This is a genomic window from Pantoea sp. Mb-10 (assembly GCF_021272205.1).
GTDB lineage: Bacteria > Pseudomonadota > Gammaproteobacteria > Enterobacterales > Enterobacteriaceae > Pantoea.
In genome coordinates this window covers 1-12,047 of sequence record NZ_JAJSDX010000016.1, presented here as the reverse complement: position 1 = coordinate 12,047, position 12,047 = coordinate 1, and the positions used below count along the sequence as shown (strand labels likewise).

The 12,047-nt window shown below is 52.9% G+C and carries 18 protein-coding genes; 11 read left to right on the top strand and 7 right to left on the bottom strand.

What is annotated here, in order from left to right:
- The first annotated feature begins 19 nt into the window (after positions 1-19).
- From LU196_RS20085 to LU196_RS20065, 5 genes are all read left to right on the top strand, one after another.
- A complete protein-coding gene (locus tag LU196_RS20085) occupies positions 20-1,009 on the top strand; it encodes a DNA-directed RNA polymerase subunit alpha (RefSeq protein ID WP_232761535.1) in 990 nt (329 codons plus the stop codon).
- 40 nt (positions 1,010-1,049) lie between these two features.
- Complete coding sequence (gene rplQ / locus LU196_RS20080; protein WP_003850180.1) at positions 1,050-1,436, top strand: 50S ribosomal protein L17; 387 nt, start codon at positions 1,050-1,052, stop codon at positions 1,434-1,436.
- A 103-nt stretch (positions 1,437-1,539) separates the two neighbouring features.
- Complete coding sequence (locus tag LU196_RS20075; protein WP_232761534.1) at positions 1,540-1,911, top strand: DUF1992 domain-containing protein; 372 nt, start codon at positions 1,540-1,542, stop codon at positions 1,909-1,911.
- Position 1,912: 1 nt separating this feature from the next.
- Positions 1,913-2,353 (top strand): Zn(2+)-responsive transcriptional regulator, encoded by a 441-nt coding sequence (gene zntR / locus LU196_RS20070; RefSeq protein WP_232761533.1) that lies wholly within the window; start codon positions 1,913-1,915, stop codon positions 2,351-2,353.
- 31 nt (positions 2,354-2,384) lie between these two features.
- Positions 2,385-2,603, top strand: a complete 219-nt coding sequence (locus LU196_RS20065) for an alternative ribosome-rescue factor A (protein WP_232761532.1) — start codon at positions 2,385-2,387, stop codon at positions 2,601-2,603.
- Positions 2,604-2,620: 17 nt separating this feature from the next.
- Here the strand turns inward: LU196_RS20065 and mscL are convergent, their stop codons facing one another.
- The 5 genes from mscL to def all read right to left on the bottom strand — a co-directional run bounded on the left by mscL (position 2,621) and on the right by def (position 7,335).
- A complete protein-coding gene (gene mscL, locus LU196_RS20060; RefSeq protein ID WP_232761531.1) occupies positions 2,621-3,031 on the bottom strand; it encodes a large-conductance mechanosensitive channel protein MscL in 411 nt (136 codons plus the stop codon).
- A gap of 90 nt (positions 3,032-3,121) precedes the next feature.
- Positions 3,122-4,498, bottom strand: coding sequence for a Trk system potassium transporter TrkA (gene trkA / locus LU196_RS20055; RefSeq protein WP_232761530.1), 1,377 nt, complete (start codon positions 4,496-4,498; stop codon positions 3,122-3,124).
- 31 nt (positions 4,499-4,529) lie between these two features.
- Complete coding sequence (gene rsmB / locus LU196_RS20050; RefSeq protein WP_232761529.1) at positions 4,530-5,816, bottom strand: 16S rRNA (cytosine(967)-C(5))-methyltransferase RsmB; 1,287 nt, start codon at positions 5,814-5,816, stop codon at positions 4,530-4,532.
- Positions 5,817-5,857: 41 nt separating this feature from the next.
- Positions 5,858-6,802 (bottom strand): methionyl-tRNA formyltransferase, encoded by a 945-nt coding sequence (gene fmt, locus LU196_RS20045; RefSeq protein ID WP_232761528.1) that lies wholly within the window; start codon positions 6,800-6,802, stop codon positions 5,858-5,860.
- A 20-nt stretch (positions 6,803-6,822) separates the two neighbouring features.
- Positions 6,823-7,335 carry a peptide deformylase gene (def, locus tag LU196_RS20040; RefSeq protein WP_232761527.1) on the bottom strand — a complete coding sequence of 171 codons (513 nt, stop codon included), beginning with the start codon at positions 7,333-7,335 and terminating at the stop codon, positions 6,823-6,825.
- A gap of 115 nt (positions 7,336-7,450) precedes the next feature.
- On the opposite strand from def, the gene dprA reads away from it, so the two are divergent.
- From dprA to LU196_RS20010, 6 genes are read left to right on the top strand one after another with little or no spacing between them, the layout of a single operon-like run.
- Positions 7,451-8,575, top strand: coding sequence for a DNA-protecting protein DprA (gene dprA / locus LU196_RS20035; protein WP_232761526.1), 1,125 nt, complete (start codon positions 7,451-7,453; stop codon positions 8,573-8,575).
- Positions 8,547-9,020: a DUF494 family protein Smg gene (smg, locus tag LU196_RS20030; RefSeq protein ID WP_232761525.1), complete on the top strand. Its 474-nt coding sequence runs from the start codon at positions 8,547-8,549 to the stop codon at positions 9,018-9,020. Before dprA ends, smg begins: the two co-directional genes overlap by 29 nt.
- A 24-nt stretch (positions 9,021-9,044) precedes the next feature.
- Positions 9,045-9,590, top strand: a complete 546-nt coding sequence (locus tag LU196_RS20025; RefSeq protein WP_232761524.1) for a type I DNA topoisomerase — start codon at positions 9,045-9,047, stop codon at positions 9,588-9,590.
- Between the two features lie 4 nt (positions 9,591-9,594).
- On the top strand, positions 9,595-10,170 hold the full coding sequence (gene tsaC / locus LU196_RS20020) for an L-threonylcarbamoyladenylate synthase type 1 TsaC (protein WP_232761523.1): 576 nt from the start codon (positions 9,595-9,597) through the stop codon (positions 10,168-10,170).
- Positions 10,171-10,173: 3 nt separating this feature from the next.
- Complete coding sequence (gene aroE / locus LU196_RS20015; protein ID WP_232761522.1) at positions 10,174-10,992, top strand: shikimate dehydrogenase; 819 nt, start codon at positions 10,174-10,176, stop codon at positions 10,990-10,992.
- Complete coding sequence (locus tag LU196_RS20010) at positions 10,989-11,237, top strand: DUF1488 domain-containing protein (RefSeq protein WP_232761521.1); 249 nt, start codon at positions 10,989-10,991, stop codon at positions 11,235-11,237. The genes aroE and LU196_RS20010 overlap by 4 nt, the downstream gene beginning before the upstream one ends.
- On the opposite strand, the gene LU196_RS20005 is transcribed toward LU196_RS20010, so the two are convergent.
- Positions 11,213-11,767 carry a gamma carbonic anhydrase family protein gene (locus tag LU196_RS20005; protein WP_232761520.1) on the bottom strand — a complete coding sequence of 185 codons (555 nt, stop codon included), beginning with the start codon at positions 11,765-11,767 and terminating at the stop codon, positions 11,213-11,215. The genes LU196_RS20010 and LU196_RS20005 overlap by 25 nt on opposite strands.
- Before the next feature lie 58 nt (positions 11,768-11,825).
- Positions 11,826-12,047, bottom strand: a 222-nt coding sequence (locus tag LU196_RS20000) for a hypothetical protein (RefSeq protein WP_232761519.1), incomplete at its 5' end; no start/stop codon positions are given.

The following is a 12,047-nucleotide window of genomic DNA, read 5'->3' as shown; positions in this document are numbered from 1 at the left end:
GTACCAAAGAGAGGACACAATGCAGGGTTCTGTGACAGAGTTTCTAAAACCGCGCCTGGTAGATATCGAGCAAGTGAGTTCGACGCACGCCAAGGTGACCCTTGAACCATTAGAGCGTGGCTTTGGCCATACTCTTGGTAACGCACTGCGCCGTATTCTGCTTTCTTCCATGCCGGGTTGCGCGGTGACCGAGGTTGAGATTGATGGCGTGCTGCACGAGTACTCCACCAAAGAGGGCGTTCAGGAAGATATCCTGGAAATCCTGCTCAATCTGAAAGGGCTGGCGGTAAGAGTTCAAGGTAAAGATGAAGTCATCCTTACTTTGAATAAGTCTGGCATTGGCCCTGTGACTGCAGCCGACATCACCCACGACGGTGATGTCGAAATCGTCAAGCCGCAGCATGTTATCTGCCATCTGACCGATGAGAACGCATCAATCAATATGCGCATCAAAGTTCAGCGTGGTCGTGGTTACGTGCCGGCTTCTGCCCGAATTCATTCGGAAGAAGATGAGCGCCCAATCGGCCGTCTGTTGGTTGACGCTTGCTACAGCCCTGTAGACCGTATCGCCTACAATGTTGAAGCTGCGCGTGTAGAACAGCGTACCGACCTGGACAAGCTGGTCATCGAAATGGAAACCAACGGCACAATCGATCCTGAAGAGGCGATTCGTCGTGCGGCAACCATTCTGGCTGAACAACTTGAAGCTTTCGTTGACTTACGTGATGTACGTCAGCCGGAAGTGAAAGAAGAGAAACCAGAATTCGATCCGATCCTGCTGCGCCCTGTTGACGATCTGGAATTGACTGTCCGCTCTGCTAACTGCCTTAAGGCAGAAGCTATCCACTACATCGGTGATCTGGTACAGCGTACCGAGGTTGAGCTTCTTAAGACGCCTAACCTTGGTAAAAAATCTCTTACCGAGATTAAAGATGTGCTTGCTTCGCGTGGTTTGTCACTGGGCATGCGCCTGGAAAACTGGCCGCCAGCAAGCATTGCTGACGAATAATCGGATCACAGGTTAAGGTTTCACTGAGAAGGATAAGGTCATGCGCCATCGTAAGAGTGGTCGTCAACTGAACCGTAACAGCAGCCATCGTCAGGCTATGTTCCGCAACATGGCTGGTTCTCTGGTTCGTCATGAGATCATTAAGACGACTCTGCCGAAAGCCAAAGAGCTGCGCCGCGTAGTTGAGCCGCTGATTACTCTTGCCAAGACCGACAGCGTAGCTAATCGTCGTCTGGCATTCGCCCGTACTCGTGATAACGAGATCGTGGCAAAACTGTTTAACGAGCTGGGCCCGCGTTTCGCGAGCCGTGCCGGTGGTTACACTCGCATTCTGAAGTGTGGCTTCCGTGCTGGTGACAACGCTCCGATGGCTTACATCGAGCTGGTTGATCGTCCAGAAGCTCAAGCAGAAGCTGCTGCAGAGTAATTTGCAGTATCGTAAAAGACCCGCTTCGGCGGGTTTTTTATTGCCTTTTTTTCATCCTCTTTCTACTTAAATGCCGCTTATTTTAAGGCATCAGGAGGGCTCCATGTGGCTCATTGATCAGCTTGCTGAACAACATATTCGTGAAGCTCAGGAGAAGGGTGAGCTTTCGCAGCTTCCGGGAGAAGGCGCACCGCTCAAACTGGATGATGACAGCGCAGTTCCGCCTGAGCTTCGTTCAGCCTATCGGCTATTAAAGAACGCCGGCTATCTTCCGCCCGAATTGGAAATGCGGCGCGAGGCCTTATCGTTGAACGATCTGCTCAAGGAATTAGATCCTCTTGATCATCAGCACAAAGTGGTGGCGCAGCGGCTAGCGCTCCTCAAGATAAGATTGCAGAATGCGGGGATGACCACCGATTTTCTGGAAGGTGACTATCGGGGCAATCTTCATCAACGGTTACGTCGGGAGGAGTAATATGTATCGTATAGGGCAACTCGCAAAACAGGCAAACGTCACCCCTGATACCATACGCTTTTACGAAAAACAGCAGATGATGGGCCATGAGGTCCGTACCCAAGGAGGGTTTCGACTCTATAGCGATAATGACTTACAGCGGCTCCGTTTTATCCGTTACGGCAGAGAGCTGGGGTTTAGCCTGGAGTCCATCCGCGATTTATTGTCGATTCGCATCGATCCTGAACATCACACCTGCGAAGAGTCAAAAGCCATTGTTTCGAACCGTCTTGCAGAAGTAGAAAGTAGGATCGCTGAGCTGCAAAATATGCAGCGCTCATTGCAGCGGCTGGCTGAAACTTGCTGTGGAGACAAACACAGCACCGCCTGCTGCTCTATACTGGAAGCGCTTGAAACTGGGGAAACGCCGCGCACGGAAACCTGTTGCCATTCCCATGAATGAGATTATCTCGCCAACAAAATGGAGAACATCTATGAGTGATTACCAACACCGAAAAGGCAGGATAGAAGATAACGCGCTTGCCGCATTGATTCACGATCCGCTTTATCGTCAACGTGTCGAAAAGGACAGCAAGGGCAAAGGGAGTTATCGTCGTAAAGATAAGCACGGTAAGAAGGGGAATTGGGAGGCCAATGATAAGCAGCCGTGTTTATCACTGGCCTTCTATGGCAAACAACAAATAGCCGCCTAAACAGGCGGCTTTTAACGTTATACCTTATTGTTTTGCTGTTTCAACAGGTCGCGAATTTCAGTCAGCAGCACTTCTTCATTGGTAGGCTTAGGCGCGGGTTTTTCCACTTCTTTTTTCTTATGGAGTTTATTCATCAGCTTGATGGCGATGAAGATAGCAAAAGCAACGATAATGAAATCAAACACGGTTTGAATAAAGTTGCCGTACTCCATTACTACCGCAGGAACATCGCCCTGTGCCGGTTTGAGTACCCATTTGAATTGTTTAAAATCGACGCCGCCAATCAATAATCCCAAAGGAGGCATAATGATATTGGCGACTAAAGATGAAACTATCTTGCCGAAAGCGGCCCCAATAATGACACCTACCGCCAAATCCACCACATTCCCGCGCATAGCGAAATCACGAAACTCTTTGAATAAACTCATGGTTATCTCCTTGCCTTAGCCAATGGCTAAAGTCTAACAAACCTTCGTGCAATTGCCATGGTGACGAGCAATTTAGCGCTTAAGCGACGTCTAAAGGAAGAACGGACTGGGTTGGAATAAACGCTCAACGTCCGGGACAAATTTTTTATCTGTTAGGAACATAATCACGTGGTCGCCTTGCTCAATGCGTACATTGTCGTTGGCGATAATAACGTCATCTCCGCGCACCACCGCGCCAATAATGGTGCCGGGTGGCAGCTTAATATCTTCTATCTGACGCCCAACCACGCGGGATGTAGTCTCATCGCCGTGCGCAATCGCCTCAATGGCTTCCGCGATACCTCGACGCAAGGATGAAACGCCCACAATATCTGCTTTACGCACGTGGCCGAGCAGTGCGGATATCGTGGCTTGCTGGGGTGAAATCGCAATATCAATGACGCTGCCCTGCACCAAGTCCACGTAGGCGCTGCGCTGAATAAGCACCATCGCTTTCTTGGCGCCCATTTTTTTAGCCAACATAGCTGACATAATGTTCGCTTCATCGTCATTGGTCACGGCAATAAAGAGATCGACCTGTTCTATATGCTCCTCGGCCAGCAGTTCCTGATCGGAGGCATCGCCATAAAACACGATGGTATCGTTTAGGTTTTCCGCCAATTCAGCGGCACGCTGCTGATTGCGTTCAATGAGCTTCACGCTGTAGTGTTTTTCCAGGCGCTGTGCCAGACCAAAACCGATATTTCCGCCGCCCACGAGCATGATACGTTTATACGGTTTTTCCAGCCGCTGCATTTCGCTCATCACGGCGCGAATGTGCTGACTTGCGGCGATGAAAAAGACTTCATCGCCAGCTTCAACAATGGTCGAACCCTGCGGGCGAATAGGACGGTCCTGACGGAAAATAGCGGCGACGCGCGTATCAATATGCGGCATGTGTTCACGCATAATGGAGAGCGGATTACCGACCAAGGGGCCACCGTAATAAGCCTTTACCACCGCGAGACTGACTTTTCCTTCGGCGAAATTCACCACCTGCAGTGCGCCGGGATACTGGATTAGGCGATAGATGTTATCGATCACTAACTGCTCAGGTGAAATCAAATGATCGATGGGGACAGCTTCGGGCACAAACAGTTTTTCACCATCCCGCAGGTAATCAGCTGCGCGGATGCGCGCAATACGATTAGGCGTATTGAAAAGCGAGTAAGCAATCTGGCAGGCAATCATGTTGGTTTCGTCAGAACTGGTCACAGCAACCAACATATCTGCATCCTCAGCGCCTGCCTCGCGCAGAATTCGAGGATGGGAACCGTGGCCGTGTACGACACGCAGATCAAACTTATCCTGTAATACGCGCAGGCGACTGGCATCACTGTCGACCACGGTGATGTCATTGTTTTCTCCCACCAGGTTTTCTGCAAGCGTTCCGCCCACCTGTCCGGCACCGAGAATAATAATTTTCATCGTAGAATGACTCCTGACAGCCTGTGCGGCCCTATTTTTTTCTTAGCTTAGCGTAAAAGAAGCCGTCACCACCGTCGACGGTCGGGAACACCTGCCAACCGTGTATTCCACCTTCAGGCAGCGTAACCGGCTCTGCGTCAGGCTGGGCCGCCAGGAACGCTTCTATTTGCAGTTGGTTCTCTTCCGGCATAATTGAGCAGGTCGCGTAAAGCAGCGTACCGCCCACCTTCAAACGAGGCCAGATTGCATGCAGAATGTCGCGCTGCAGGTTGGCCAACTCCGCGATATCGCGATCGCGGCGCAGCCATTTGATATCCGGATGACGTCGAATTACGCCGGTAGCCGAGCAGGGTGCATCCAGTAGAATACGGTCAAATGTCTGCTCGCCGCACCAGGCCTCGGGTGTGCGTCCATCGCCCTGTTTCACTTCAGCCTGCATCCCTAAACGCTGCAAGTTTTCATGGACGCGCGTCAGGCGTTGTTTATCGGCATCAACCGCGAGTACGCTGGCGCGTGGCGCGATTTCCAGCAGGTGAGTGGTTTTTCCGCCCGGCGCCGCGCACAGATCGAGAATCTTATCGCCATTTTCTGGCGCCAGCAGCACGGCGCAGCGCTGCGCCGAGAGATCCTGTACCGTCACCCAGCCATCATTAAAACCGGGCAGTTGGCTAACCGCCGTGGGTACATCAAGACGCAGAGCATCGGGCGCATCGCCGGGGCTGGCCGACTTATCCTGCGCCTGAAGCAGTGCCAGCCAGGCATCCCGACTGTGATGCTGACGGTTAACGCGCAGCCACATTGGCGGCCGTTGATTGTTAGCCTCTACGATCTGTTCCCACTGTTCCGGCCAGGCGTGTTGCAGACGCTTTAGCAGCCAGCCCGGATGCCAGTAGCGCTGCGGACCTTGTGCAACTTCATTTAGCAACGTGTCCTGTTGACGTTGAAACTGCCGCAATACGCCGTTGATCAATCCCTTGAGATTACCGCGTTTGAGCACCTCAGCGCCTGCTACGGTTTCAGCCAGCGCCGCGTGGGCAGGGATGCGCGTATAAAGCAGCTGATAAATGCCCACCATGATTAAATAATGCAGGATTCGCTGTTTACCGGTGAGCGGGCGCGCCATCAGTTTGCCAATGAGCGCTTCCAGCTGCGGTAGCGTACGCATCACACCAAAACAGAGTTCCTGTAGCAGAGGGCCATCTTTTTCAGACAGCGCTTTCTGCGCGGCGGGCAAAATCGCGCTTAATGATTCGCCCTTGTCCACCACGCGCTCAATGAGTTGCGCCGCAAGGCTGCGCAGATTAGTCGCTTTTTTCATATTGTATTCGTCGAAAAAACCCGGCGCACCGGGTTAAGGGATTAGGCGAGACACGAGCCTACAGTGAACCATTCACGGCGTGAATTGAGTAGGTCCTGCGCAGACATGGCTTTTTTTCCTGCAGGCTGTAGTGAAAGCAAATTCAATACGCCTTCGGATGTCGCTACCTGAATGCCATGTTTGTCTGCCTGGACGATCTCACCGGGTTGGCGCTGTTGATGGGGGAGAACCGTGGCATGCCAAACTTTTACAGGCTGACCGTCAACCAGGAAGTAGCTCACGGGCCAGGGATTAAAGGCGCGGATACACCGCGCTAGCTGAGCGGCAGACAAAGACCAGTCAAGGCGTGCTTCTTCTTTGCTGAGTTTCTCTGCGTAAGAAACCCGTGATTCATCCTGCTTCTCGGGTTGAGCGTGCCCGTCCGCCAGCAATGCCAACGTGTGCAAAAGCCCTTGCGGCCCCAGGTCGGCCAGTTTGTCATACAGACTCGCGCTGGTGTCCGTGGGGGTGATAGGGCAAGCAAGTTTATACAGCATATCGCCTGTGTCGAGGCCGACATCCATCTGCATAATGGTCACGCCCGTTTCCTCATCGCCGGCCCATAACGCGCGCTGGATAGGCGCAGCACCGCGCCAGCGCGGCAGCAATGAGCCATGAACATTGATGCAGCCTAAACGTGGCATATCCAGCACCGCTTTTGGCAGGATCAATCCATAAGCCACCACCACCATAATGTCCGCCTGAAGATCGGCAACCCATTGCTGGTGCTCCACAGGTTTTAGCGATGTGGGTTGAAAAACAGGAATAGCATGCGCCTGCGCCAGGACTTTCACTGGGCTGGGCGTGAGCTTATTACCGCGCCCAGCGGGACGATCCGGTTGGGTAAAAACGCCGACAACCTGGTGCTCAGAAGCAAGCAGCGCGTCAAGGTGACGCGCTGCAAAGTCAGGGGTGCCAGCAAAGATAATTTTTAGCGGTTCAGACACAGTTCAACCTTTCATTGGCGTTAGGCTTCGCGCGCATTGAGGCGGGCCAGCTTTTCCAGTTTCTGTTTGATGCGCTGACGTTTCAGCGGGGACAGATAATCGATAAACAATTTGCCATCAAGATGATCGATTTCATGCTGAATGCAAATGGCTAACAAGCCGTCGGTTTCCAGCTCAAAGCTGTTACCCTCACGATCCTGCGCCCGTACTTTCACCCACTCAGCACGCGGAACGAATGCCCGCTGTTCCGGAATGGAAAGGCAGCCCTCTTCGATGCCGGTTTCCCCGCGCTTTTCCAACAGCTCGGGGTTGATCAGCACCAGGCGCTCTTCGCGGCTCTCTGACACATCAATCACGATGATGCGCTGATGAATATCCACCTGCGTTGCCGCCAGGCCAATACCCTCTTCGGCGTACATGGTTTCGAACATATCGTCGACAATACGCTGTACGTCAGCGTTTACCTGGCTGACCGGCGCCGCGATTTTGCGAAGACGATCATCAGGGAAATGTAATACCTGCAAAACTGACATAAATATCCAGATCTGTATGCGTTAAAGAAAAGTTTAATGGCGCGTATTATAGACTTTCGACGCCTTGATTGACAGCATTGTGCCGCAGGATGGCACGGCTGACACGGAGCGCAGCATGGACAATATTGAACGGATTCTCAGGCTGGCAAATGTACGCGGGCTCAGTCCGCAATGCCGTTTGCAACTTGCACAGGCGCTGCAAGATGAGGCAGAAAATGCCGATATTCTGCTCGAAGCGTGTGAGTTGAACGCACAACAGCGGCAGCAGTTTCATTCTCTTTGTCCCTATCAGCTTGAGCGCACCCGCAAGTGGCTTGAGGATCCTCAGCACTCGCTCTTGAGCTTCCACGATGCGCGCTACCCTACATTGTTAAACGAGATTGCGCGTCGCCCGCCGCTGCTTTATGTGAAGGGAAACGTTGAAGCCTTGAACACGCCGCAGCTTGCCATTGTTGGGAGCCGTCAATGTTCACACTACGGCAGGGAGTGGGGGAGTTGGTTTACGCAGCAGTTGGCGCTAAGTGGATTAACCATCACCAGTGGCTTAGCCCGCGGCATTGATGGCGTTGCGCATCGCGCAGCCCTGGACGTAAACGGGAAAACCGTGGCCGTTCTGGGGAGCGGTTTACAGTACATCTATCCCAAAACCCATCGGCGATTGGCGGAAGAGATCGTTTCACAGGCGGGGGCGCTTGTCTCAGAATTTCCTTTAGAGACGGTACCGCATGCGGCTAACTTCCCGCGGCGTAATCGCATTATCAGCGGGCTGAGTTTAGGCGTGTTGGTGGTTGAAGCGACGTTAAAAAGCGGTTCACTGGTCACAGGACGCTATGCGCTTGAGCAGAATCGAAACATTTATGCGCTACCGGGCGCGTTGGGTAATGAATACAGTGAAGGAACACACTGGCTTATCCAGCAGGGCGCACTGCTGGTGGCTCACCCCAACACGATCCTCGAGGATTTGCATTCTTCGCTGCGCTGGTTGCCGTCGGCGTCGCCAGAGACAATATATTCATCAGACAGTGATGTTGTTCCATTGCCATTTGCCAGCGTGTTGGCTAACGTAGGTGATGAGGTTACACCTGTTGACGTCGTCGCTGAACGTGCCGGCCAACCTGTGCCAGCTATCTCAGCGCAACTGCTGGAGCTGGAGTTAGCAGGATGGATCGCAGCTGTACCCGGCGGCTATGTCCGATTGAGGAGGGCAAGCCATGTTCGACGTACTAATGTACTTGTTTGAGACTTATATCCACAACGAAGCCGAGATGCGCGTTGACCAGGATAAATTGACCGATGATTTAACCGACGCCGGTTTTCATCGTGAAGATATCTACAATGCGTTGAATTGGCTTGAACGGTTAGCGGATTACCAAGAAGGTTTGGTCGCGCCAGTGTTACTGGCCAACGATCCGCTCTCAATGCGAATCTACACGGAAGAGGAAGGCCAACGTTTAGATGCCGAATGTCGCGGTTTTATTTTGTTCCTGGAGCAAGTTCAGGTGCTGAATATGGAGACGCGCGAAATGGTTATCGAACGTGTTATGGCGCTTGATACCCTGGAGTTCGATTTGGAAGATCTCAAATGGGTGGTGCTGATGGTGCTATTCAATATCCCCGGATGTGAAAATGCCTATCAGCAAATGGAAGAGCTTTTATTCGACGTCAATGAAGGTATGCTGCATTAATTTGCGACCAATGCATCGGGTAATATGAGTAAACCAGCACTTTTTACCGTGCGTAAACACGATCCCTGCCCCGCTTGCGGGGCAGAATTAGTGATACGTGCAGGCAAACACGGCCTATTTCTGGGCTGCGTCAACTATCCAACCTGTGATTACATTCGCCCGCTGAAAAATCAGGGCGATGGGCATATCGTAAAAGTGCTGGAAGGGCATCCTTGTCCGCTGTGCGCGGCTGACAAAGTGCTGCGGCAAGGCCGTTTTGGCATGTTTGTCGGCTGCAGTCATTATCCTGAATGTGATTACACCGAAACGATTGATAAACCGGATGAAACGGCGATTAACTGTCCGCAGTGCGCCCAAGGCAAACTTGTCCAGCGCCGATCGCGCTTTGGTAAAACCTTTTATTCTTGCGATCGCTATCCTGACTGTCAGTTTGTGCTAAACGCCAAGCCCGTTGAGGGTGTGTGTCCGCATTGTCAGTTCCCTTTGCTTATTGAAAAGAAAACCGCCCAAGGCATCAAGCGCGTTTGCGCCAGTAAACGCTGCGGCAAGCCTGTCGTGCAGGATGAGTAACAGCATGAAATCAAGTGAGTATCAGCCAGGAAGCCTTGCTTTCTGTATCGAGCAATTACAACAGCAGGCGGTAATCGCTTACCCCACAGAAGCGGTATTTGGCCTGGGCTGCGATCCCGACAGTGAAAAGGCCGTGATGGATCTGCTGGCGCTTAAAAAGCGACCGGTTGAGAAAGGCCTGATTCTCATTGCTGCCGATTATGCGCAGCTTGAACCGTACGTCGCCGATCGCGAGCTTACCCCCGAACAGCGGCAACGCATGTTTGCACGCTGGCCGGGACCGGTAACTTACGTGGTGCCAGCTTCTCCCCATACGCCGCGCTGGCTCACCGGCCGTTTTGATTCCATCGCCGTGCGCGTAAGCGATCATCCCGAGGTGCAGGCGCTTTGCCGTGGTTTTGGCAAACCGCTGGTTTCAACCAGTGCAAATCTCACGGGTCAACCACCTTGCCGCAGTGCAGAAGAGGTCGCGCAACAGTTTGGATCCGCGTTTCCCACTTTGCATGCCGCCACCGGTGGACGGCTTAATCCATCAGAGATCCGCGATGTTATCAGCGGTGAATTGATTCGTCAGGGCTAAGTGATGGAAAAGTTTGCTGTATTTGGCCACCCCATTGCGCACAGTAAGTCGCCATTCATTCATCAACTGTTTGCCGAACAAACGGGTATCGATCACGTGTACGGTCGAGTCTGTGCGCCGCTGGACGGCTTTGAACAAACCCTTACCGCCTTTTTTGCGGCAGGCGGACAAGGCGCTAATGTCACGCTGCCTTTTAAACAGCAGGCATGGGCCCTCGCGCACGAGCGCACCGAGCGCGCAGCACTCTCAGGTGCGGTCAATACGTTGAAGATAAAAGACGATGGCTCGCTGCTGGGCGACAACACTGATGGGATTGGCCTATTAAGCGATTTACAGCGGCTAGGGATGATCAAACCTGGCGATCGTATTTTGCTGGTGGGGGCAGGCGGCGCGGCGCGTGGCGTTATTCTACCGCTGCTTGCCACGGGGTGTTCACTCGTGGTGGTTAATCGCACCGCTGCACGCGCCGCAGAGCTGGCCGATATCTTCCGGCATGGCGGCACAATAGCTGCCTGTGGGTTTGCGGATCTCGGAGATCAGACATTTGATCTTGTCATTAATGCTACTTCAAGCGGCGTTGATGGTGCGGTCCCGCCGTTAGCAGAAACGCTCATTACGCCAGAGACGCGTTGCTACGATATGTTTTATCAGCCGACATTAACGCCTTTTTTGACGTGGTGCCAACAGGCTGGGTCGCAGCATCTTGCCGATGGCGTCGGGATGCTGGTCGGCCAGGCCGCGCACGCTTTTTCGCTTTGGCATGGCGTGATGCCAGACATCACGCCGGTAATCAGCAAACTGAAAATGGCGCTGCAGCCATGAATCAGGCTATCCATTTCCCGGAAAGAGAACATTGGGACGAAGAACAGCGGTCAGTGGTTTTTCCGGTGCTGGTGCAGGGCGCGCAATTCACCTGTTCTGTTACCGCTGCATATCTGCGCGCCCAGTACGGTGAAGGGGAGGCGATGGCGCTGTTTGACGCGCATCGCTGGGATCTGGAAGAGGGGATCGAACGGCTCATCCGTCAGAATGCGATCGACGATCAGGGTTGGATCTGGCTTTGTTGATCAAGGTAGTCGTTTTTCCAGCCTACATAATTGGCGGCGGAGTAGAGCAGTCCGGCGATCTCCGCTTCACTTAAGGGGCGAATCTGCTTAACCGGGCTGCCTAAGTAGAGAAAGCCGCTTTCCAAACGTTTCCCCGGCGGAACTAAACTGCCGGCGCCGATCATGACGTCGTCTTCTACCACAACGCCATCCAGTAGAATTGATCCCATGCCCACCAGTACGCGATTGCCAATAGTGCAGCCATGCAGCATAGCTTTATGGCCTACCGTCACGTCTTCGCCAATCGTCAGCGGAAAACCTGCCGGGTTGCTAACGGATTTATGCGTGACGTGCAGCACGCTGCCATCTTGAATGTTGCTCCGTGCACCAATAACAACGCTATTAACGTCACCGCGAATCGCGACCAATGGCCAGATGCTGGCGTCGTCGCCGAGCTGGACGTCACCCACCACGACGCTGCTGGCATCGATCATCACGCGTTGGCCGAGTTGTGGTGCGTGACTTTTAAAAGGTCTTATTGCGTTGGACATGCATTTCTCCATTTTGTCTCTCCTCATATAGCGCGCTATTGACGAATAATAAGACGATTTATACGCGGATCGCTCGCGATCTCAGCGAAAAGAGTGAAAACTCGCCACTCAATAAAAAAGATCGAAAAAAGGGGTTGTGCAAAAAAATCGGATCCCTATAATGCGCCACCACTGAGACGGCAAAGCGGCAACGCAGACGGCTCAGCAGGGCGCGGAGTGATTCGCCCCGCCGGAGAAAAACGCTGAAAAAAGTGTTTGACTCTGAAGGAGGAAAGCGTAA

What these genes read in the sequence shown, in the direction of transcription:
- LU196_RS20085 (WP_232761535.1), top strand. Translation starts at nt 20, where the DNA reads ATGCAGGGTTCTGTGACAGAGTTTCTAAAACCGCGCCTGGTAGATATC.
- rplQ (WP_003850180.1), top strand. Translation starts at nt 1,050, where the DNA reads ATGCGCCATCGTAAGAGTGGTCGTCAACTGAACCGTAACAGCAGCCAT.
- LU196_RS20075 (WP_232761534.1), top strand. Translation starts at nt 1,540, where the DNA reads ATGTGGCTCATTGATCAGCTTGCTGAACAACATATTCGTGAAGCTCAG.
- zntR (WP_232761533.1), top strand. Translation starts at nt 1,913, where the DNA reads ATGTATCGTATAGGGCAACTCGCAAAACAGGCAAACGTCACCCCTGAT.
- LU196_RS20065 (WP_232761532.1), top strand. Translation starts at nt 2,385, where the DNA reads ATGAGTGATTACCAACACCGAAAAGGCAGGATAGAAGATAACGCGCTT.
- mscL (WP_232761531.1), bottom strand. Translation starts at nt 3,031, where the DNA reads ATGAGTTTATTCAAAGAGTTTCGTGATTTCGCTATGCGCGGGAATGTG.
- trkA (WP_232761530.1), bottom strand. Translation starts at nt 4,498, where the DNA reads ATGAAAATTATTATTCTCGGTGCCGGACAGGTGGGCGGAACGCTTGCA.
- rsmB (WP_232761529.1), bottom strand. Translation starts at nt 5,816, where the DNA reads ATGAAAAAAGCGACTAATCTGCGCAGCCTTGCGGCGCAACTCATTGAG.
- def (WP_232761527.1), bottom strand. Translation starts at nt 7,335, where the DNA reads ATGTCAGTTTTGCAGGTATTACATTTCCCTGATGATCGTCTTCGCAAA.
- dprA (WP_232761526.1), top strand. Translation starts at nt 7,451, where the DNA reads ATGGACAATATTGAACGGATTCTCAGGCTGGCAAATGTACGCGGGCTC.
- smg (WP_232761525.1), top strand. Translation starts at nt 8,547, where the DNA reads ATGTTCGACGTACTAATGTACTTGTTTGAGACTTATATCCACAACGAA.
- LU196_RS20025 (WP_232761524.1), top strand. Translation starts at nt 9,045, where the DNA reads ATGAGTAAACCAGCACTTTTTACCGTGCGTAAACACGATCCCTGCCCC.
- tsaC (WP_232761523.1), top strand. Translation starts at nt 9,595, where the DNA reads ATGAAATCAAGTGAGTATCAGCCAGGAAGCCTTGCTTTCTGTATCGAG.
- aroE (WP_232761522.1), top strand. Translation starts at nt 10,174, where the DNA reads ATGGAAAAGTTTGCTGTATTTGGCCACCCCATTGCGCACAGTAAGTCG.
- LU196_RS20010 (WP_232761521.1), top strand. Translation starts at nt 10,989, where the DNA reads ATGAATCAGGCTATCCATTTCCCGGAAAGAGAACATTGGGACGAAGAA.
- LU196_RS20005 (WP_232761520.1), bottom strand. Translation starts at nt 11,767, where the DNA reads ATGTCCAACGCAATAAGACCTTTTAAAAGTCACGCACCACAACTCGGC.